Below are 21,825 nucleotides of genomic sequence, written 5' to 3' on the forward strand. Positions count from 1 at the left end.
ATGGAGTAAGCATATCCATCATTCTGGATTAAAGAGAGGAAGGTTTATGATTGGTACTATTGTCGCGTTAGCAATTGCCTATTGGTATTATCGAGACGCCGAAGCTAAGGGTCGCAATCCTTTAAAAACGGCATGTTTGGGCTTTTTGTTCTATTTGATACCTGCCGTTTTGTGGACTTGGTTGGTAACACCGAGTCTTCGCGATGCCGCTACCCATAACCCCACAGGCTTATATGTTTTCGTATATAGCTACACCTACATTTTGGTCGGAATTGCTTGTGCCGCTTGGGTAAAATGGAAGCATTTCAATTAAACATAATTGATATTTCCTTGCATGATTAAGCGACACATCTTAAGCATGAGTTAAGCCTTTACTCTACACTGACCAAAACTCGGCCGGCTAAGTCCATAAGATATTCGGCTCAAAATCCGCATCATACAAAATGATCAAACCCAAGTTACTCGCTAAATTAATCGATGAATTAAACGGCATCGTACCGGAAGCCGATCATTTCAATCTCTACGAACTGCACGGATTTTTTTATGCAATGGCCATCACACCGCCATCGATCCTACCCGAACAATGGGAAAACTCCCTTTTTTACCATCGTACGCCCGATTTCGAGCTGAAGCACATCGAAAACCTAATGTCGGCTGCATTCGATGTATACGACGCTTACGTACAATTACGAGTCTCAGGACAACTTAAGTTTCCATTCGATATTGAAAATCTCAAAGGAAAACAATTCGATTGGGTCCAACAGTGGTGTATCGGTTTTTGGACCGGATTAGCGCTCTGCAAGGAGTTTTGGTTAGGCGATGATGGCGATACCGCTAATGCCGACGCTTATTGGGACGAAATTGCACGAAACGCGCGCCTGTTTGAAGTGTTGATCACCCGCGATTTTTCGAAGTTTCCGAATATCGAACAAACCAAAGCTCAAATCATCGAGGAAGGCATAGAACCGACCGATGACCATCTATTTGCCCGACTGTTCGAAATGCTCCCCTTCTCGGTTGAAAACTTGCAGCATGTCATCGATGACATAGAAGCCGAATTAGAGGAGAAAAAAACGTTGGGGCAGCCCTCCTCTAAACCGAAAATCAGCAGCAACGCCCCTTGTCCGTGCGGCAGCGGCAAAAAACTCAAGAATTGTTGCTTGTCTTGAAACGGAATCTTCCGCCAGAGTTAATCCTATAACTACTCGCAAAAAACATCCAAAAGAGGCACAAAAGGGGTCTAAAAGGGGTCAGGTTAGATTATTAATCTAACCTGACCCCTTTTTCTTTGTGGCTTCGAAATCGCGATCTGGGGATCGCTCCCACAGAACAGTCGCATACACTGCTGGTTGACAAAAAAAGATCGAGCAGTACATTAGCTCATGAAGTAACGGCTTTGACTGTTGTCTGTTCTTATCGCTTGTATACCTTTCGCACTTCAAATTTCGGCAGTGTCTAAGGAGGCGCCGGGGTGCTCGGCAAAGGCTTTGCCAGCATGGATGCTGGCATAGAACCTACATGGATGTATTCACGGCGTCCTTTGACGGGCCCCCGGTGCCGAATTTTGATCTACGATGAGTATAATTACTTACACTATTAACTGATTCCAAATGCCATCTTCATTAAAAAAAAATCACCAGGCTACAGCGGAAATTTCGCGGCAAAAATTAATCGCAGACTACATTCGTGTCCGGAATATCAGTCTTCAAATTTGTGCGCCGTTAATGGCCGATGATTATCAAATTCAAAGCGGCATTGAGATTAGTCCGCCAAAATGGCATTTAGCTCATGTGACCTGGTTCTTTGAAACCTTTCTATTGGAAGCATTCGAGTCGGAATATCGCCCTATCAACCCCCAATACTGTTATTTATTTAACTCTTATTATCAAACGGTTGGCGCTATGCATGCCCGGGCGAAACGCGGCTTATTGTCACGTCCGACGGTTGAACAAGTGTTTCATTACCGTTCTGAAATTGATAAGCGCATCGTAGATTTTATAGACAACCTCGACGAATCCCAGTGGAAACAAGCTGCTTTTCGTTTAACTCTGGGCTTACACCACGAACAGCAGCACCAGGAATTGCTGTTCATGGATATCAAGCACAATTTTTGGAATAATCCCTTAAAACCGCGTTATCTGGAGCGCTCCCAACCGACTATTAAAACGACCGAAAAATTGGATTGGGAACAAAGGCCAAGCGGCGTGGTAAAGATAGGAACAGATAATAATGATGACTTTACCTTTGATAACGAGAAGCCTTGTCACCAAGTTTGGCTAGAACCGCACCGTTTAAGTTCTCGGCTGATAACAAACAGCGAATTTCTGGACTTCATTGAAGACAGAGGCTACTCCAGACCTGAATTATGGCTATCAGATGGCTGGAGCCATATCCAGAATAACCAATGGAGCTCGCCGCTTTATTGGGAAAACCAGGATGGCCTATGGCTTGAATTCACCCTTTATGGACTTGAGACGCTGAATCCGTCCGCGCCGGTCGCACATATCAGTTATTACGAAGCAGATGCTTATGCACGTTGGGCCGGAAAACGACTGCCATCGGAAGCTGAAATTGAAACAAAATTGCTGGAAATACCGGTAAAAGGCCATTTCAGTGAAGGCGGCATTTTTCATCCGCAAACGGGTGAAGGTCAATTCTATGGCTCATTATGGGAATGGGCCGCCTCACCCTATCTTGCTTATCCTGGCTTTAAACCGCTAGAGGGCAGCATGGGTGAATACAACGGTAAATTCATGTGTAACCAGTGGGTATTGCGAGGTGGTTCTTGTGTCACACCGGTTGATCATATCCGCCCAACTTACCGTAATTTTTTCTATCCACAAGATCGCTGGCAATTTTCCGGTATCCGTTTAGCAGACGACTTATGAACTTACTAAGCCAAAAAATCAGTTTCCACGATTTCGAGCCTGAACTGGAAAGCTTTCGTGATGCAGTGCTTAAAGGTCTATCGCGCCCACAGAAACAAATACCTCCCAAGTTTTTTTATGATGAAACCGGATCTCAATTATTTGAAGCGATTTTGGAACAGCCGGAATATTACATTCCTAATGTTGAACGTGACCTACTACAAACATACGCGGATGAAATGAGTCGTCTGATTGAGCCGGGATCGGTATTGATCGAACCCGGAAGCGGTAGTTGCGAGAAAGTACAATTACTGCTGGAAAGCCTGCTTCCTTCCGCCTATGTACCAATGGATATTTCCCGTGAGTTTCTCAAGCAATCGGCCTGCGGTTTAAGTCATAAGTATCCCTGGTTACCTATTTATCCAGCCTGCCTCGATTTTACTCAACAGATGCTATTACCTCATGGTATCCCGCAGGGGAGGCGTGTCGTATTCATTCCGGGTTCTAGTTTGGGTAATTTTGACCCGCTAGAAGTTCAGCATTTTCTGACCGGTATACACCGGCTAACCGGCAAAGGCGGCGGTTTGCTGGTCGGACTTGATCGCAAAAAGGATCCATCGGTCTTGAATGCTGCCTACAACGATGCTGCCGGCATCACCGCAGAATTCAATCTCAATCTGCTCACCCGTATCAATAATGAACTGGACGGTAACTTTGACTTCGACCGCTTCGAACATCGTGCTTATTACAACGATCAGCGAGGTCGTATTGAAATGCACCTGGTCAGTAGCGAAGATCAGCAGGTTAGTATTTCAGGCCAAGACTTCCGTTTCATAAACGGCGAATACATTCATACCGAGAATTCCTACAAATACAGTCCTGATGAATTTATTACCTTGGCTAATGCCAGCGGCTTTAGGTTGCTCAAAATATGGTCTGATGACCAGCATCTTTTCAGTATTTACTTTCTTGAAGCCGTTTCAAAGCCTGAAAAATTAATACCATAGGGAGCAAAATCATGAAAGCCATCTGGAACAAAGTCATCGTTGCCGAAAGCAATGACACAGTAATGGTCGAGGGAAATCATTATTTTCCTGCCGATTCGGTTAAAGCCCAATTCCTTAGAGAAAGCAACACGCACACCTTTTGTGCGTGGAAAGGTAAAGCAAGCTATTACGACCTCTTCGTGGACGATGCGATTAATCGCGATGCTGCATGGTTCTATCCCGATCCAAAACCGGAAGCGTTAAACATTAAAAACCACATCGCTTTCTGGCGAGGAGTAGAAGTTATTCAATAATAAAGGTAATTATTCGCCCCCCCTATCGTTCCCACGCTCCGGCGCTCGTCTTTATACATAAGTATAAATATATCTAATTGTGCAAAAAGTAGCGACCGAGCGCTAAATGGTTGTGTTGTCCGGAAAGGCTATTGGTATTTGAGCGTTACTGGCTTCGATAGTCGCGACGCCTTCGTCGCGACCTCAAGGTCGAAAGTGTTAAGTAACAATAAATGGTATCGAGGTCTCATTGGTTAAGGTTGCAAAAGGGTTATTTTTGACTTATGTATAACGATGAGCGCTCCGGCGTGGGAACGATAAAAAAATGCGGAGAACGCTCTTCAAGATACGCCGACTATTTTATCGGAACCTGTTTTTGCTTTTTGGGTATGCCCCCTGCGGCGTTCAAAAAGTATATTGCGAAAGAGGTAAACTCCTTACCCGTTGCCCGGTCAACTTAAACAGGGCATTACAGACCGCCGGGGCGATAGGCGGGGTGCCGGGCTCTCCGATACCGCCGAGCGGCTCGCCGCTGTTGATAATTTCGACTTCGACATCGGGCATTTGATCAGGCCGCAAGATCGGATAGTCGTGAAAATTGCTTTGCATCACGCGGCCTTTCTCGAGAGTTATTTCCTCGCTCCAAGCTGCCGACAAGCCGTAAACAATACCGCTTTCCATTTGCATTTTAACGATGGCCGGATTCACCGCGAAACCGCAATCGACTGCACACCAGACACGGACAACCTGGATCTCACCATCGTCAAGCGCCACTTCGGCCACCTGCGCGACGATACTACCGAACGATTCATGCAATGCGACGCCCATTGCATGTTTGATACCGTTTTCGTCTTGCCATGCCTCGGATTTCCAGTTTGCCATGCCGACGGCGGTATCGAGCACTTTTTTGAATCGCGGTTGTTCAGTTAACAAGTTACGCCGAAATTCGACCGGGTCGGCACCTGCCGCATGGGCCATTTCATCGATGAACGATTCTTTGAAGAAGGCGTTCTGCGAATTCCCAACCGATCGCCAGTAGCCGATCGGCAACGGCTTGACCGGCACATTGACCACCTCGGCGCGCTTATTCGGCATTCCATAGGGTTGATGCGGGCCCCCTTCGAAGATGCTCTCGTCGATAGTAGGGTCTTTCAGAAACTCGGGATTGAGCCGGCCCGATGGTCCCTCGCCCGCCGTCGTAATTTGAATCGCGAGCGGATTACCTTGGGCGTCGAAACCAGCCCGGTATTTCGCTGCGGTCATCGGGCGGTAATGGTCGTGTTGCGTGTCTTCCTCGCGCGTCCAAATAACTTTGATCGGTCTGCCCGGATGTTTCTTGGCCAGCGTTACCGCCTGCGCCGTGTAATCCATGATGAAGCGCCGTCCGAAACCTCCGCCGAGGAAAGGGGTGGTTACTTCGATTGCATCCAGTTTCAGACCGGTGATTTCGGCTGCGACTTTGGCGACGAAATCGGCCCCTTGATTCGGCGCCCAAACCTTGCAATGATCCTTCGTGACCAACGCAGTGCAATTCATCGGCTCCATCGTTTGATGCGCAAGGAAAGGCGCATGATAGACCGCTTCGATAGTTTTAGCCGCTTCGGACAAGGCCTTATCGGCATCGCCGATATCTTCGACCCTGACTCCCGATTCGTTCAACGCGGCTTTAAGTTTTTCCAAATACGATTTCGATGAGAAATCGGCATTATCGCCTTCATCGAAAGTCACCGGTAATTGTTCTAAAGCCTTTTTGGCTCGCCAATATTGATCGGCAATCACGGCGACACCGTTCGGTATCTCCTCGACCGCAACGACGCCTGGCATTTTGAGCACTGCGTCTTGGTCGTAGGATTGGACCGAACCGCCGAATACCGGCGATTGTTTGACCGCGGCATACAGCAGTCCATCAGCCTTGATATCGATACCGAACTCGGCTTCTCCGGTGGCTTTAACCCGATTATCGGTTCGTTTGACCGGTTTACCGATCAGCCGGAAAGTGGCATCGTCTTTTAACGGCACGTCTGCGGGTATATCCAGTTTAGCCGCCAAGGGCGCCAATTCGCCGTATGTCAATTTTTTTCCGCTCTCGCGATGAATAACGACGCCCGGCTCTGTCGTACATTCGCCGGGAGCTACGTTCCAGGTGCCTGCGGCGGCTTCGATCAGCATCGCCCGAGCGGTCGCACCGGCTTTTCGCATGGTCATATAAGACGAACGTACGCTGAAACTGCCGCCGGTAAAGCGCGTCGTATTGTTGAACATGATTCGGTATTCCGGCCCATGCGGTGCCTGCACGACCTTGAGCATCGCCATGTCGGCATCCAGCTCTTCGGCCATGATGGCCGGTATCGAGGTGTAGGTCCCCTGCCCCATTTCGATGAAAGGATTTTGAAAAGTCACGACGCCATTTTCATCGATTCCGATGAAGGCATTGATCACGCCTTCGCCTTGTTCGTCAACCTTGGCGCAACCGGGCAAGGATATCCCTAACACGAATACGCCGGCACCGGCCGCGGCGGCCCCGAGAAATTGCCGGCGCGTCATCGATAGATTCGATAAAATGCTCATGCCTGTTCTCCTTGAAGTTGTGCCGCTTGTTTGACCGCTTCGAATATTTGCAAATAGGTTCCGCAGCGGCAATAGTTAGTCATTTTGGCTTTAATTTCGTCGTCGCTCGGATTCGGGTTCTCCCGCAGCAAAGCGGCAGCCGCCATGATTTGACCGGGTTGGCAGTATCCGCACTGTGATACTTCCTTGTCTATCCAGGCTTGCTGCAACGGATGTAGCCCTTCTTCCGACGCTAATCCTTCGATTGTCGTGATTGCTTTATCTTTGGCCGCACCGAACGGCATCATGCAGGATCGTACCAACTCGCCATCGAGATGGATGGAACAAGCGCCACACATCCCGATACCGCAACCGAATTTGGTTCCGGTTAAACCGGCAATATCGCGGATAACCCAAAGCAAGGGCATATCGTCTTCGGCGTCCAACTCGTATTGCTTACCGTTTATCATCAAGGTCGTCATCGTTCACTCCCCGGCATCGTAATAGCCGCTTAGGATTTTGTCGTAAATAACTTCACTATTTTATGGGGGTTCGGTTGCTCGATTGACAGGTGTCGGCGGCAGGGAAAGCCGCCGTCAAGCCTACATGGACGTATTCACGGCGCCCTGCCAAGCGAGTTACCGAACCCTCAACAAAACTCATAATTGCAGGACGTTATTTATCACGAAATCCTTAGGTGGTCGAAATCTTCCTTGGTATCGATATCGAGCTCCGCTTCGGGTAAAGAAATTTTCAGAAGTTTTTCTTCAAATTGCAACAACAGGCTCTTTGCGCCCCGGTCGCCCCGGAGGGAGCGCAACGCACCGAAAAAAGCCGACGGAAATAGCGCCGGAACGCCGACCGTATCATGATACTGACTTGCGGCAATACGAGACGGTTCCATTTGCCACTGTGTCAATAAGTTCTGCATCGCTCTGTAACCGACTAAAGGTTGATCGGATAATAACATTAATAACCCGTCGGCGCTTGTCGGCAGAGCGTTGATGCCGGCTCGAATCGATGAAGCAATACCTGTTTGCCAGTCCGGGTTAACAACTGCGACAACCCCGCCCAAATCGACCTTTTCTTGTATCGTCTCGGCTTGCGATCCCAGAACCACAATGACACGCTCATTCAGTAATGAACGAGCGTTTTCGATTGTATTGCCGAGTAAGGTTCGGCCGCGCCACTCGAGGAGTTGCTTAGGGCTACCCAGTCGGCGGGATGCGCCGGCGGCTAAAATTACTGCATATACATTCTCAAAATCAAGACTCATTGGGGATGACAATCTTTAATACCGAGTTGTCCGCCATCTCGTCCCTTCAACGCGGCGTGAATGCCGGCCATGATCGACAAGGCAATTTCCTCGGGCGTCTCGGCGCCGATGTCCAAACCGACCGGACCGAATACCTTAGCGGCAATATTCGGTGCGTCCGCGCCTAAACTATCGAGGAGTCTATCTCTGCGGTGAACAGGGCCAAGCAAACCAATGAAAGGGATTCGGCTAGCCGCTATGATTCTTAAATAGCGTTCATCATATTCGATACTATGAGTCATCAACACGAGCGCATCGAATCGATCCAATGGCAAACGCTCGTGCAAATCTTCGGGCATCGAATGGAGTAAAGCATCGATATTTGGAAATCGTTCGGGTTTAATATAACCTGGCCGATGATCGACGATCGTGACACGCCAACCGAGTGCTTTGGCGAATTGCACGACCGGAATCGCATCGACTCCTGCTCCCAGCACCAGCAGTTGCGCTTCTGGACGAATTAAGTCGAAAAACAATTTAACAGCATGACGGTCAATCAAACAGGTATCTAGAGTGGGTTTGCGCCGCCTCCAAGTTTGTTTGGCCGCCTCGGTGATCGATACGGGAGTATTGCCCTTTTGGCTAAGGTCGTCTAATTCGAATTCAGCCAGAAAAAAACTATTGCCGATTGAATAATCGGGATGTTCGGATTCATAAACGGTCGCCAAAATACCGGCCGTATGACTTTCGGATACCTCTACAATTCGGTTCAGCGGGTGAAAATCATTGTCGGCTTTCAATAATTGCAACAATACCCTTACTGCCCCATTGCAACCCAAACCCAGGCCCCAAACCGCATCGTCGGGAGAACGCATATCGTAGAATAGCGTTTTAGGATTTTCGGTTTCGAAAACCGTATGTGCCTGTTCGACCAAATCTCGCTCAAAACAACCGCCTCCCAACAGGCCGTTTAACTCGCCATTGTCGGCAATCAGCATTCTGGCACCGGCTTTTTGATAAGTTGAACCAAGGGTTTCTATAATCGTCGCCAAAACAACATTTTCCGTGTTATTCCGTAATCGCCAATAAGCGTTGATCAAATGGTGGGGATTACAAGTCATGGTAGCGATCCTAGCGGCTATTATGCTGCACCATCGGCGCAATGCTTGCAGATGCCGTGAATTTCAAGCGTTTTACGTCGTGCGGTAAATCCTGCTTGCTTCAGTTCATTCGCCAAACTGTCCATGACCGGTGTCGCCGGCCTCTCTTCGATCTGCCGGCAACCTTCGCAGATCAACAGCAATAAATCGTGCTTGCCTTCAACATGATTGCAGCCGATAAATGCATTCATGCTTTCGACGCGGTGAATTAATTTCTGTTCGATCAAAAAATCCAACGCGCGATAAACGGTCGCCGGTTTTGCCGAATCGTTGAACGGCTTGATGCGGTCCAATAAATCATAAGCCTTAACAGCCTCGTGACTGTCCCAAATCAACTCAAGAACCTTATGGCGTATCGGTGTCAATTGGGCCCCTCTTTCCAAACATAGTTTTTCCGCTTTCTCCAAGGCTTCCAGCTTACAGGCTTTATGATCATGGTTAAAGGTGTCGGCACAGGCCTGTTTTGAATCGTCGGTTTGAGACATGAATTAACTCCGATATTTTGGGGGAATTATACATTATCATTCCAGTCTTTGGGGCACCGCAGTGAGAACAACAGCAATTCCCAATTTGGGGATCAAACAGGGTGTGGGCTATGCTTGGCGAGGATGTCGGCAGCAGGGGCCGATTTTTGCTCCTCGGCAATTGCTCCTGCATTGCCCTAATACACGCCATCCTTGGCGCTTAGCTGCCGTCAAGCCCCCATGAATGAGTTCACGGCGTTCCTCGACAGGGATACCCCACCCCCTAAATCCAGTGAGAATGCTCAAACTGGGAATTGCTGGTGAGAACAAGCTTTAACGATAGTATCGATATGAACTATAGTAGTTCTAAAATGCCTCGACTCCTTAGATTGGCGCATAATATAAAAATCTAACTCCGATATGAGACTCATCCATGTTTGAAATTGCCGAGCTGGGGCATACCCTAAAAAAATCAGAATACAACGAACAAATTCCGGAACTCAGAACCCAGTTGTTGCTGCTGCAACAAGAACTCGGCGCTTGCGACTTTCCTGTCATTATTCTTATTTCCGGGGTAGACGGCGGCGGCAAAGGTCAAGTCATTAATTTACTGAACGAATGGCTGGATGCGCGCTACATGGAAACTTTCGCCTTCGACGAACCCAGCGATGAGGAAAAAGAGCGTCCTAAATATTGGCGCTATTGGCGTTCTCTGCCGCCTAAGGGAAGAATAGGCATCTATGTCGGGTCTTGGTATAGCGACCCGATATCGCACCGAGTCTACGGAGACATTGACGACAGTCAATTATCGGTGGAACTCAAGCACATCAACGAAATGGAACAGTTACTGATAGACGACGGCGCGCTAATCATTAAATGTTGGCTGCATTTGAAAAAAGAAACGCAAAAAAAACGTCTCAAAGAACTTGAAAAAGATCCGGAAACCAGTTGGCAAGTTACCGAGCGAGATAAAAAGCACTTGAAACTGTATGACGAGTTCGTAGAAATCGCCGAAAATGTATTGACAACAACCAGCACAGGAATCTCGCCTTGGCTAGTTGTCGAAGGGACCGATATTCGTTACAGCAGCTTGACAGTCGGGCAGCATGTTTTGCATAGAATTCGTCAACATATCGAAAGCCGCAATGGAAAATCGGAAAACATAAACGGCCTATCCTTCGTCAATATTAACCAACAAAGCTTACTCGACACGCTGGACTTATCGCTCGAACTCGACAAAAAAGACTACAACAATCAATTACTGCACTACCAGGCTAAATTGCATAAATTAGTCAGAATAGCACGAGAGCAAAAAAAATCCACAATCCTGCTATTCGAAGGCTGGGATGCCGCCGGTAAGGGCGGAGCCATTCGGCGCATTACATCGGCAATCGACGCGAGAAGCTACCGCGTTATTCAAACCGCCGCGCCGACTGACGAGGAAGCCGCGCATCATTATCTATGGCGATTCTGGCGACATATCCCTAGAGCCGGCAAGGTCACCATTTACGACAGAAGCTGGTACGGCCGCGTCTTGGTCGAACGCGTGGAAGGCTTTGCCGAAGAAAAAGAATGGATGCGCAGTTACTCAGAAATTGTTAATTTCGAGGAAGCATTGATCGAACATGGCATTCTATTACTGAAGTTTTGGCTGCACATCGATAAAGACGAGCAACTAGAGCGTTTCAAAGCCCGCGAGCAAATCAGTTACAAAAAACATAAAATCACCGAGGACGATTACCGTAACCGGGAAAAATGGGATGATTATAAAATCGCGGTCAACGAAATGATAGCAAGAACAAGCACCCGTGCCGCTCCTTGGCTAATGGTCGAAGCGAACGACAAACGCTATGCGCGCATCAAAATCTTGAAAACCGTTTGCGAGCAACTGGAAGCGATGCTGGAACCTGAGAAATAATCGGTTCTGTATGAAGCGCCTCAATGATGCCGGTGTACGCCTCATGACTTAAAGTCGACCGGCTTTTGTCGGCCATTTCGAGAACAGGCAATATTTTGATGCGGACCTCTATCTTTCCGAGTTTCAGCATTTTGAGTAAATGCGGAATAAAATCGTCGTCGCCGATAAATGGCGCTAAGACCTTAGCTTGACCTTGATAACGGAGCGCTACCGGCTGAATTGCCGAATGGGTCAATAAGGCCGGTTGCAGCAGTGATGGATGAAACGGTAAAACGGTTGAACCGTCCGAAGTTGTACCTTCTGGAAACACGAATACCTTGCTGTTTTGTATCAACAACCAGCTCATTTGTTCGGTCGCGGCATGAATCGCCTGCTTATCTCCTCGCCGAACGAATATTGTCCCAGCTTTTTTCGACAAATAACCGATGATGGGCCAATTGAGAATATCGTTTTTGGCGACAAAATATCCCGGCAAATGCTGCCCTAACACGATGATATCGAGCCATGAAACATGATTACTGACAACCAACGCCGGTCCATCCACCGCCTGTCCCTCGATAATGACATCGAGGTTTAAAATCCGCTTAAAGGCCTTGAGCCAAGCCAGTTTGATCCGGTTTACCTTTTCCCGGGCTTGAATCGGCCGGCATGACCGATTGATAATCGGAAACACGCTCAGAACGATCACGAAACCGGATAAAAACAGCAAAACAATCAGTTTTAATTTATAGAGTTGGCGAAGTGTGGCTATCATTGGTTAAGTAATTGGATTTTAAATAATGTTTCGAATAGCGGCCTTCCAATTGCTCCAATGGCAACAAGATAAACAAATCCATGACGTTAAAATCTTCGTCCCAAAACGGGCGGCCGCAAATTTGCACACCAAAGCGTAAATACGCTTTCAACAAAGGCGGAATCCCAGACTCGTCGCGTTCGCAACGTAAGTGCTCCGGTACTTCGATTAAGGGGGCTACCGCCAACGCGTCTGACGCCTTGTTTTTTGCATCGATCGCTCGATAGACCGCATCGACCGCATAACCACTCGGTCCCGGCGAAATACTCGCGCACCCAATCAAATAATGGTAACGGCCTAACTGAGCATACTTTACTAACCCCGACCAAAGGGTGGTTAATACCACGCTGCCCCGGTATTTCGGGTCGACACAGGTACGGCCTATTTCGAGAAAGCGTCCAGGTAAAGTCAGCACTCGATCCAGATTGAATTCTTTTTGCGAATAAAAATATCCCAATTTGAGGGCTTGTTCTTGATTTAGCAAGCGTGTATAGCCTACAATTTTCTCATTTGTCGTATCGACCACGACCAAATGATCGCAAAAATGGTCGATTTCGTCATAGTCTAAGCCTTCTTTGTCGGTTTTGAGTCTCGCCCCCATTTCCTTGGCAAAAACCTGATATCGCAGTCGCTGTGCTTGTTCGATCAAAGCCTGATCGTATGTGACAAAACAATCCAGTCGTCGTGCAGGACTAACCCTTATCTGTGTATCGATTAATTTCATAATGTTGGCCGCAAATGCTTTATTTATCGATAAGATAAATAAGTAATATTTCAATTTCGCGTCGTTTCGATGAAAAATTGGTGACAGAAAAGAATCCTTCGTTCAAGTAAGGCTCAAACAATCGCTTCACGGATCACACTAATAAACGCTGGCTAAAATCAAAATGCTTGTAGCTTGTTCAGCTAGGCATTGAGTCACAACAGCCATGAAATAATTGATACTTTTCGCGCATATTTCAGCATTGGCTTAGGAATTTGTCATAAACACCTTCACTATTTTTATGTAGAGCAAGCCGCTTCGGTTGCTTGATTGACAAGTGAGGGAGGCAAGGAAAGCCGTCGTCGCGACGCCTTGTGATGCGGGCATGAAGCCTACATGGATGTATTCACCCAGCACCTAAATTAGCCATAATATTAAATCATTGCCAATGACCTATGGAATTCATCCAGCACCTAAATTAGCCATGATATTAAACATAGCTAATGGGCTATGGAATTTAGGTGCTGGATTTAGGTGCTAGGTTCACGGCGTCCTTTGACAGGCACCCCGGTGCCGAATTTTGATCTCCGATGGGTATATTTTGAAACTATCAACTCAGCCGTTAGATACTTTGCAACTTTTTCCTGAAAATTATGGCAACCAATAAAGTTTACGATTTAAGAGCGCATGGATGGTCGACTAGAAAAAAAGTCGTTTTCATTATCGGCCTATTCGGACTTATTTCGGCATCCCTAGTCGGCATGATTTACTGGAACGGCAATGTCTTTGAGGGAGTTCGTTCTTATGTGAGAGGAGAAGGTCTCTGGGCCAAAGCGCAAAAAGATGCGGTTTTTTACTTGACTCAATATTCTTACAATCATGCCGAGGCGGATTACCTAGCTTATTTGGAAGCCCTAGAAATCATCAGCGGCGATAGCAAAGCTCGCACGGCTTTATTTCAATTGCCACCCGACAAGAAATCAGCAAGGGACGGTTTTCTTCAGGGACAAAACCACCCGGACGACATCGATGCGATGATCCATTTTTTTATAAAATTTCAACGCATTTCCTACATGCGCGAAGCGATCGATATATGGCAGTCTGCCGATAAAAAAATCGATGCATTAAAAATAATCGGCGAACAAATACGAGATGAAATTACCGGCTCGCGTCGCGACAACGAAAAAATCGCCGATTTAAGGCAGCGCATGCAACAGCTCAATAATGAGCTTCATGAGTTGGAAACCCTATTTTCGTTAAAATTAAGCGAAGGCGCCAGATGGGTTAAACTCACGGTATGGCAAATTAGTTTGCTGTTACTAGTTATCTTTGTCGGTATCGGACTCCTAGTCAGCCGGCAAATTATCAAGAGTATCGAAAAATCCGAAAAGCGATTGGCTCTCAGTGAGTCGCGTTTTCGAAGCCTGAAGGAATCCAATACAATCGGTATTATTTCATGGCGCCTCGATGGTATGATCGACGAAGCGAACGACCTTTTTTTAAACATGCTTGGTTTTGCCCAAGCCGATATTGAAAAAGGAGCGGTCAATTGGCTAGATATTACTCCAACTGATTTTTATGTTAAGGATCAACAGGCTATCGACGAGCTTTTAATGCAGGGCCGATGCGAGCCTTATGAGAAAGCGCTGATCCATAAACAAGGATATTGGGTACCTGTATATATCGGTGCGGCATTGATTAGCGGAAATCGTGAACAAGGTATTGCTTATGTCATGGATTTAAGCGAACGCAAGAAGGCCGAACAACAATTAAAACTTGCGGCTACGGTTTTTGACTTCAGTAGCGAAGGCATTATGATTACAGACCCATCGGTACGCATCGTATCGGTCAATCAAACATTGTGTAAAATGACCGGCTACGATCAAGAAGAATTATTGGGTAAGCCGCCTTCGATCTTGCAATCGGGCTATATATCGACCGAACAATACCAATATATGTGGGATTCTCTAAATCAAAACGGTCAATGGCAAGGCGACATTGTCGATCGTACTAAAAATGGTGCATTATTACCGATGCGAATCAGCATTAGCCAAGTTAAAGACAGTGACAATCAAATCACACATTATGTGGCAATACTGTCGGATATTTCGGAACGCAAGGCCGAAGAAGAGCATCTCCGTCATATCGCTCATCATGACCCATTGACCGATTTACCCAATCGAATTTTGTTTAACGACCGGTTAGAAAGGGCCATAAAGAAAGCCGCGCGAAACAATACCAAGTTGGGCATTTTGTTTTTGGATTTAGACAAATTCAAACCGGTTAACGATTTGTTCGGTCATAAGACCGGAGATCGCCTATTGCAGAGCGTGGCTCACCGAATCGTACGGAGTGTTCGAGAAACGGACACCGTCACTCGATTAGGTGGCGATGAATTCGCGATATTACTCGAGGATGTGACCGATTCGGAAATGGTCGATAAAATCCTTAGGCATACGGTCGATGTCATTAGCAAAACCTATCTTATCGATGACCGTATCATCGACATTGGCGTCAGTGCCGGAATGAGCCTTTATCCCGACGATGGCACCGACATTAAATCACTACTGGACCGCGCCGATAAAGCCATGTATGTAAATAAAAAAAACGGCAACGACAATTAATCTCAATCGCTAATACCTTGTCGTAGACATTAATCCCCGTGAATCAAGTTTATTTACGTTTTTACGAAGAATTAAACGATTTTTTACCCGTCGAGCGTCGTAAAGTCGAATTTGAACATGCGCTTAATCGTAGAACTTCGATCAAAGACTTGATCGAATCCTTAGGTGTTCCTCATACCGAGATCGAAATTATTTTGGCCAATGGCCGCTCGGTCGATTTTGATTATATTGTTCAAAAGAATGATCGAATTAGTGTCTATCCTATGTTCGAAAGTTTCGATATCACGCCACTACTGCGCCTGCGCTCTAAACCGATGCGAGCCCCTCGCTTCATTCTCGATACTAATCTTGGCAGGCTAGCGCGCTATTTACGATTATTGGGCTTTGATTGTTTGTACCGAAACGATTACGAGGATGGCGAAGTCGCCGAGATAGCGAGTCAGCAGCATCGAATCGTTTTGACTCGGGATCGCTTTTTATTAAGACGGAAAATAATTACTCACGGTTACTTCGTGCGCTCGGTTCATCCTAGAGAGCAAGTCAAAGAAGTCCTGCAACGTTTGGATTTATACCGGTCCATCGCACCTTTTACACGCTGTTCACGTTGCAACGGTACGTTGATAAAAACAAGCAAAGACGCTGTCATCGATCGACTAGAGCCTTTAACTAAGCTTTATTACAACGACTTTCGGATTTGCCTCAGTTGCAATCAAATTTATTGGTCCGGCAGCCACCAAGATCGTGCCAGGCAATTAATTAGCGAATTGACTTCTCAAAACGATCAAAGGACGAAAAATTGAGCTTAGGAACGAGCATGAAATGACTTCGACAACTGTTGGGAGGGGGCGATTGCGGTTACCCAAGTCCAGCTTGGGTAACTTGTTCAGGAAGCTGGAGCTTCCAGGGTGTCTTTCCCAAGCCGGAGCTCTCATCGTTATACATAAGTCAAAAATTAGCGTTTTGTAATCTTAGCTAATGAGGCCTCGATACCATTTATTGTTAATTAACACTTTCGACCTCGAGATCGCGATCAGGGGATCGCTCCCACAGAGCATCCGCCCCCTTGTGGGAGCGACGCCTTCGTCGCGATTTCGAAGCCACTGATGTTCAATATCCGCAGATTTATCAAACAACACCGTTCTCAGGTATACGATGACCTCTGTTTAGCAAGTTTACCGATACTTGTGTATAACGATGAGAGCCGGAGCTTGGGAAAGAGCGTGATGCCGGTTGACCGTTTTTAGCTTGATGCGCATGCCCCGGTGCTTTTTTAGGCGTTGCCGAAATTTGATTACAGACACATTCCAATCGCTTATAGAAGCGACATACTAATTCAATTTATCAGCAATTATGCCGCACTACACCTTAGCTCAAACGGATCTTATAATCATTTTGGTTTACTTCTGTATCGTACTGGCAATCGGTATCAAGGTAGGAACAGAAGCCAAAGGTACGGAAGATTATTTTCTAGCCGGACGATCAATGATCTGGCCTTTCGTCGGCATTTCATTGTTTGCGTCCAATATTTCCAGCACAACCTTGGTGGGATTGTCCGGCGATGCTTATGCAACCGGTATTTCAGTCTTCAACTATGAATGGATGGCTGCGGTGGTCTTGGTATTTTACGCGGTTTTCTTTTTGCCGATGGTGCTACAGGCAAAAGTCTACACGATGCCCGAGTTTTTGCAGCACCGCTACGACGCTCGATCACGTTATTTTTTTTCGGGCTTAACTTTAGTGGGCAATATTCTAATCGATACCGCCGGTGCCCTCTATGCCGGCGGTATTTTGCTAAAAATGATTTTCCCCGACATTCCTCTGTGGCAATCTATTTTAGTCTTGGCTTTATTGGCCGGAGCTTATACCGTAGCGGGCGGTTTAAAAGCGGTTATCTATACCGATGCAATACAAACAATACTAATTCTTATCGGCGCTATTGTCGTTTCAATGCTTGCTTATCGAAAAATCGACGGGTGGCAAGCAGTGACTGCCGTTACGCCGGAAAACATGCTCAGTTTGATACAGCCAGCCGATGACACTACTTTACCTTGGACAGGGTTGGTTTTAGGCGTGCCGATTCTCGGTTTTTATTTTTGGTGTACCAATCAATTCATGGCGCAAAGAATTCTTAGCGCCAAAAATATACAGCATGGCCGCTATGGGACATTGCTGGCTGCTTTATTGAAGTTACCGGTGTTGTTCATCATGGTATTACCGGGGAGTATGGCTCGCGTGCTTTACCCCGACCTTCCGAACCCCGATCAAGTTTATCCGACCTTGTTGTTCGACTTACTACCTACAGGACTCTTAGGGCTTGTTGTGGCTGGGACTCTCGCCGCACTGATGTCCAGTATAGACTCTACGCTCAACTCCGCATCCACCCTGGTAACCATGGACTTTATTCGCCAAATTCGTCCCCAGTGGTCCGATCGAACCCTAATGTGGACCGGGCGGCTAACTGCATTTATCTTCATGGTTTTAGCGGCGGCTTGGGCGCCTTATATTGAAAATTTCAGCTCATTATTCCAATATTTGCAAAACATCTTAGCCTATATCGCACCGCCCGTCGTCGCAGTCTTCATCTTGGGTATTTTCTGGCGCGGAGCAACGGCAACTGCAGCGTTTTATACTTTTATTGTCAGCCTAGGCATCTCGTTTTATTTAATAATTAGTCCAATCGATATGCATTTTCTTCATGTCGCTTTCATGCTCTTTGTCATCTGTCTGATTATCATGTTCACAATCAGCATGTTGACGGAAGCGCCAAAATTGCCGCGTATCGCACCTTATCTTTGGAAGATTCGCAGGTTCCAAGAAGAATCGGTCGAATTAAAGTTTCTGCCGTGGTATCAAAATTACCGGATACTCGCCGCTCTGTTATTAGTATTGACTATCACTTTGGTTATCGTGTGGCGGTAAGTTATGTTTTCGGCTTTTATAACAAAGCTATTTTATTCGACGCTTACGTGGAAGTAAGCGCTAGACTGCGCCAGGAACCAAAAGTCATGCATGCTTCTATAACTCGGCCTGACCGGATATAAGTTTTTTCTGATGTCGCCTGACCCGCCGCATGACTCCTCGCGCGGTAAGTGCCAGTGGACTATCCGTCGCGACATCGGCTTCGCTCAAAGCCTCCATGGTCCAAGTATTGCAGTTATTGAAAATATGATAGGAACCGGTTGCGCTGTAAAAACGGCTATAAGCATACAAGCCTCGCCCTAAATTGATTAAATCGCCCTGCCCGTCTCTTACGAACGACTGATTGATAAAACCCAACATTGCGACCAACTGGCTTTTTGACAACAAGATGCGTTCGATGTCACTGCGCCGAAAATAATGCTCCGGATGGTGCCGAAGCCCAGCGACATGCATGACTGACTCGGTCGGGAAAAACAACGCCTTTATAGCCAACCACAACGAAAACGACTCGGCCTGATAAAAAGCGCGATCGCCCCAACCGAACTCGATAAAACCGATTTCATTTAAATCGAACGCCAGTCCGGAAACGCTGTCTGCAGCCGTTCGAGCGTCAACCACGATACCGGTATGCAAACCGTGATCGATGACATGAACAATCATTTGTTCGGCGCCTTTTGCATAAAGCGCCGATGGCGAAGAACCGCAGCCGCTGCATAAAAAGCAGGCCATCCAAAAAACGATCGGTCTGATAAGCATCTCGGTACACTCGTCGATTCAACAAGGTATACCCATATATGGACTCCTCGTTTATTGCAAGCCAAGTTTTCAAAAATTGATGTCAAAACAGAGATCAAGATTGCTGCCATATATCCGGTCTCTCAACAGAGGCTTTATTGCCTCAGGACTCCTGATGAATCTATCCGCGCGCTTATTCCTCAACCATCGTAACGGGTTGTAAAAGCACCGGTCTGACCTGTTGTTGTCATCACTGATTGTCTACTTGCCTCCGCAATCTTGAGGACTCGGTTAAATCAATCTCACTCATCAGGGTTATCCACGCTTTGTCCACGGGCTCCTCTCTAGCTGGGAGCTGGTGGGCAAAGGGTAGATAACCCGGTCCGATGACCGCGTTATGCAGGCGCCCCTTGATAAGCTTCGTTTTTCGTGGTCATCGCCCACAGTGTCCGGGCATTTTTGTTGGCTAGGGAAACCGCAGCCTTGTTAAAGCCGCGCCGCTCGACCAACGCCTGCAGCCACCGGCTGAGTTGATCCGTTTTGCCAGCACAGTTTTTGACCACCGCTCGGGAACCAGGCCCAGACTCGCCGCATAATCCCGGCTACTGGCATAGCCTTTGCCGTCCCCGATATCAGATGCCACAATCGTGGCGGTGATCGGACCCACCCCGGGAACATCCAGCATGCGCCGGCTTAATGCATCGGCTTGACTGAGCCTGCCAAGCCGTTTGTCTTGCTCCTTAATCGCCTTATCCAATTCTCTCAACCGTTCAGCTTGCTCCGCAATCAGCTCTCGACACAGTGCTGTCAGTCCGTTCTCGGCATCTTCTAAAATATCAGGCAATTATTTTCTGACTTGATCGATCCCTTTGTGAATGGCAATGCCGCGCTCCAGCAAGGCTCCACGAATCTGATTCACTACAGCCGTTCGTCGTTTGACCAGATCCTGGCGTAGATTATGAAGCAGTTGCATATCTTGCTATATCTCGGCTTTGATCGCCACCACCCGCTTATTGGGCCGGCTGACCGCATCAAAAATCGCTTGGGTATCGATATAATCATTCTTATTGCTGACCACGAAGCTCATGACAAACTTCGCGTTCAATAACATCACTTCATGGTCCTGTTTAATTGGCCATTAACACTAGCCCAATAATGGCTACTGCCGCACGCCTCGATACCCGTAGATCAACATTTTCGGCACCGGGGTGCCCGTCAAAGGACGCCGTGAATACGTCCCTGTAGGCTCTATGCCAGCTCCATGCTGGCCCCTCCTAAGGCACTGCCAAAATTTGAAGTGCGAAAGGTATACATGACTTATTGAAAAAGCTTATAAACGATCTTAGGATTTGGTCGTAAATAACTTTCCTATTTTACGGAGGGTTCGGTTGCTCGATTGGCAGGTGTCGGCGGCAGGGAAAGCTGCCATCAAGCCTCCATGGATGAGTTGGTGTAATCCTAAAAAGAGAAGTTGGCATGAGTCGTAGACCGTTCGTGCTGAGTAAAGTCGAAGCATGAAGGGTCTGCAACACTTTCACCGGCTTGGTGAAGCCTAAAGCTACCGTTCACCTTCGACAGGGCTCTCCTGAGCGTAGCCGAAGGGCTCAGGGTGAACGGTAGCTTTAGGCTCTCAACTGCTATTTTTAGGATAATCCATTTGGAATCATTCGCCGTAATGTAATCTTTTCAGGAGCATGCAGGATACTTTGCATGATGTCGTGATTCGATTAAAGCTTGACTCGACTTGGCAAAATGCAATGCCTTAGGCATACTTTACCAATGAAGCGAGCAGCGAGGAACAAATAGTGGACGAAAAGAAACCGATCAGTGCCTTTATCATAGGGCTTTTTTTATTTTTAGGATTGTTCTCGTTGGGGTACTTACTGAGCCATGCCGCGATTAAATTCAAAGAATTTGAACGTAGCGTCACTGTTAAAGGATTGTCGGAACGAGAATTTCCTGCTGATATCGTGATATGGCCGATTCAATTTACGGTTGCGGATAACGAACTTAGCTTACTTTACGAGGCTCTTGAAAAAAACACAGAAACGATCAAAGCTTTTCTGAAAAAAACCGGTGTTGCTGAAGGTGAAGTCTCTGTCTCAACCCCCTCCATTACCGATAAGTCTGCGCAAAGTTATCAAAATAGCGGAAAAGTCGAATTCAGATACAGTGCGATACAAACCGTCACAGTTTACTCTACCAATGTGGATCAGGTACGTTCCGCTATGAACGGTTTACTGGAATTGGGTAAAAAAGGCATTGTCTTTACGGCGCAGGATTACCAAAATCGAACCGAGTTCTTATTTACGCAACTCAATCAAATAAAACCTGAGATGATTGAAGAGGCGACCACCAAAGCCCGTGAAGTCGCAGAAAAATTTGCCGAAGACTCCAGCAGCAAACTCGGCAAGATTAAACGAGCGTCACAAGGACAATTTTCTATCGAACCTCGCGATACGAACAATCCGCATATAAAAAAAATACGAGTCGTTTCAACGATTGAATATTATTTATCGGACTAAATTTTTTGCTTTATGCCTTCGCGCGATGTTCAATAA

21 protein-coding genes are annotated in these 21,825 nt (G+C 47.0%); 10 read left to right on the forward strand and 11 right to left on the reverse strand.

Annotation, left to right across the window (positions count from 1 at the left end):
• Positions 1–46 precede the first annotated feature (46 nt).
• The 5 genes from ACINK7_RS11160 (at position 47) to ACINK7_RS11180 (ending at position 4,167) form a co-directional block, all read left to right on the forward strand.
• On the forward strand, positions 47–313 hold the full coding sequence (locus tag ACINK7_RS11160) for a hypothetical protein (RefSeq protein ID WP_404355137.1): 267 nt from the start codon (positions 47–49) through the stop codon (positions 311–313).
• A 130-nt stretch (positions 314–443) separates the two neighbouring features.
• Entirely contained in the window at positions 444–1,169 is a 726-nt protein-coding gene (locus ACINK7_RS11165) for a UPF0149 family protein (protein ID WP_404355139.1), read from the forward strand.
• 441 nt (positions 1,170–1,610) lie between these two features.
• Positions 1,611–2,888: an ergothioneine biosynthesis protein EgtB gene (gene egtB / locus ACINK7_RS11170; protein ID WP_404355140.1), complete on the forward strand. Its 1,278-nt coding sequence runs from the start codon at positions 1,611–1,613 to the stop codon at positions 2,886–2,888.
• Positions 2,885–3,874: an L-histidine N(alpha)-methyltransferase gene (gene egtD / locus ACINK7_RS11175; protein ID WP_404355142.1), complete on the forward strand. Its 990-nt coding sequence runs from the start codon at positions 2,885–2,887 to the stop codon at positions 3,872–3,874. Before egtB ends, egtD begins: the two co-directional genes overlap by 4 nt.
• An 11-nt stretch (positions 3,875–3,885) precedes the next feature.
• Positions 3,886–4,167: a DUF427 domain-containing protein gene (locus ACINK7_RS11180; protein ID WP_404355144.1), complete on the forward strand. Its 282-nt coding sequence runs from the start codon at positions 3,886–3,888 to the stop codon at positions 4,165–4,167.
• 384 nt (positions 4,168–4,551) lie between these two features.
• Here ACINK7_RS11180 and ACINK7_RS11185 read toward each other — a convergent pair whose 3' ends face one another.
• From ACINK7_RS11185 to ACINK7_RS11205, 5 genes are all read right to left on the reverse strand, one after another.
• Positions 4,552–6,714, reverse strand: a complete 2,163-nt coding sequence (locus ACINK7_RS11185) for a molybdopterin cofactor-binding domain-containing protein (protein WP_404355145.1) — start codon at positions 6,712–6,714, stop codon at positions 4,552–4,554.
• The gene (locus ACINK7_RS11190) at positions 6,711–7,175 is read right to left on the reverse strand and encodes a (2Fe-2S)-binding protein (protein WP_404355147.1); all 465 of its coding nucleotides are present in this window, start codon (positions 7,173–7,175) and stop codon (positions 6,711–6,713) included. Before ACINK7_RS11190 ends, ACINK7_RS11185 begins: the two co-directional genes overlap by 4 nt.
• Before the next feature lie 200 nt (positions 7,176–7,375).
• Entirely contained in the window at positions 7,376–7,969 is a 594-nt protein-coding gene (locus tag ACINK7_RS11195; RefSeq protein ID WP_404355149.1) for an NTP transferase domain-containing protein, read from the reverse strand.
• Positions 7,966–9,069 (reverse strand): XdhC family protein, encoded by a 1,104-nt coding sequence (locus ACINK7_RS11200; protein ID WP_404355151.1) that lies wholly within the window; start codon positions 9,067–9,069, stop codon positions 7,966–7,968. Before ACINK7_RS11200 ends, ACINK7_RS11195 begins: the two co-directional genes overlap by 4 nt.
• A gap of 20 nt (positions 9,070–9,089) precedes the next feature.
• A complete protein-coding gene (locus ACINK7_RS11205; protein WP_404355153.1) occupies positions 9,090–9,593 on the reverse strand; it encodes a transcriptional repressor in 504 nt (167 codons plus the stop codon).
• 412 nt (positions 9,594–10,005) lie between these two features.
• Here ACINK7_RS11205 and pap point away from each other — a divergent pair, with 412 nt between their 5' ends.
• Positions 10,006–11,490, forward strand: a complete 1,485-nt coding sequence (gene pap, locus ACINK7_RS11210; protein ID WP_404355154.1) for a polyphosphate:AMP phosphotransferase — start codon at positions 10,006–10,008, stop codon at positions 11,488–11,490.
• Here pap and ACINK7_RS11215 read toward each other — a convergent pair.
• A complete protein-coding gene (locus ACINK7_RS11215; protein ID WP_404355156.1) occupies positions 11,432–12,244 on the reverse strand; it encodes a lysophospholipid acyltransferase family protein in 813 nt (270 codons plus the stop codon). The genes pap and ACINK7_RS11215 overlap by 59 nt on opposite strands.
• Positions 12,216–13,007 carry a GNAT family N-acetyltransferase gene (locus ACINK7_RS11220; protein ID WP_404355158.1) on the reverse strand — a complete coding sequence of 264 codons (792 nt, stop codon included), beginning with the start codon at positions 13,005–13,007 and terminating at the stop codon, positions 12,216–12,218. The genes ACINK7_RS11215 and ACINK7_RS11220 overlap by 29 nt, the downstream gene beginning before the upstream one ends.
• 632 nt (positions 13,008–13,639) lie before the next feature.
• Here ACINK7_RS11220 and ACINK7_RS11225 point away from each other — a divergent pair.
• The 3 genes from ACINK7_RS11225 to ACINK7_RS11235 all read left to right on the forward strand — a co-directional run bounded on the left by ACINK7_RS11225 (position 13,640) and on the right by ACINK7_RS11235 (position 18,529).
• Positions 13,640–15,610, forward strand: coding sequence for a diguanylate cyclase domain-containing protein (locus ACINK7_RS11225; protein ID WP_404355160.1), 1,971 nt, complete (start codon positions 13,640–13,642; stop codon positions 15,608–15,610).
• Between the two features lie 38 nt (positions 15,611–15,648).
• Entirely contained in the window at positions 15,649–16,410 is a 762-nt protein-coding gene (locus ACINK7_RS11230) for a Mut7-C RNAse domain-containing protein (protein WP_404355161.1), read from the forward strand.
• A gap of 550 nt (positions 16,411–16,960) precedes the next feature.
• Positions 16,961–18,529 (forward strand): sodium:solute symporter, encoded by a 1,569-nt coding sequence (locus tag ACINK7_RS11235; protein ID WP_404355163.1) that lies wholly within the window; start codon positions 16,961–16,963, stop codon positions 18,527–18,529.
• Positions 18,530–18,625: 96 nt separating this feature from the next.
• On the opposite strand, the gene ACINK7_RS11240 is transcribed toward ACINK7_RS11235, so the two are convergent.
• The 4 genes from ACINK7_RS11240 to ACINK7_RS11255 form a co-directional block, all read right to left on the reverse strand.
• Positions 18,626–19,285 carry a DUF2459 domain-containing protein gene (locus ACINK7_RS11240; RefSeq protein ID WP_404355165.1) on the reverse strand — a complete coding sequence of 220 codons (660 nt, stop codon included), beginning with the start codon at positions 19,283–19,285 and terminating at the stop codon, positions 18,626–18,628.
• 445 nt (positions 19,286–19,730) lie between these two features.
• Positions 19,731–20,108 carry a transposase gene (locus ACINK7_RS11245; protein ID WP_404355167.1) on the reverse strand — a complete coding sequence of 126 codons (378 nt, stop codon included), beginning with the start codon at positions 20,106–20,108 and terminating at the stop codon, positions 19,731–19,733.
• A complete protein-coding gene (locus ACINK7_RS11250; RefSeq protein ID WP_404355169.1) occupies positions 20,109–20,237 on the reverse strand; it encodes a hypothetical protein in 129 nt (42 codons plus the stop codon).
• A gap of 6 nt (positions 20,238–20,243) precedes the next feature.
• Positions 20,244–20,378 carry a hypothetical protein gene (locus ACINK7_RS11255; RefSeq protein ID WP_404355171.1) on the reverse strand — a complete coding sequence of 45 codons (135 nt, stop codon included), beginning with the start codon at positions 20,376–20,378 and terminating at the stop codon, positions 20,244–20,246.
• Positions 20,379–21,069: 691 nt separating this feature from the next.
• Here ACINK7_RS11255 and ACINK7_RS11260 point away from each other — a divergent pair.
• Positions 21,070–21,789, forward strand: coding sequence for an SIMPL domain-containing protein (locus tag ACINK7_RS11260; RefSeq protein WP_404355173.1), 720 nt, complete (start codon positions 21,070–21,072; stop codon positions 21,787–21,789).
• Positions 21,790–21,825 lie beyond the last annotated feature (36 nt).

Origin of the sequence: Methylotuvimicrobium sp. KM1 (assembly GCF_044788715.1) — a bacterium.
Lineage (GTDB): Bacteria > Pseudomonadota > Gammaproteobacteria > Methylococcales > Methylomonadaceae > Methylotuvimicrobium.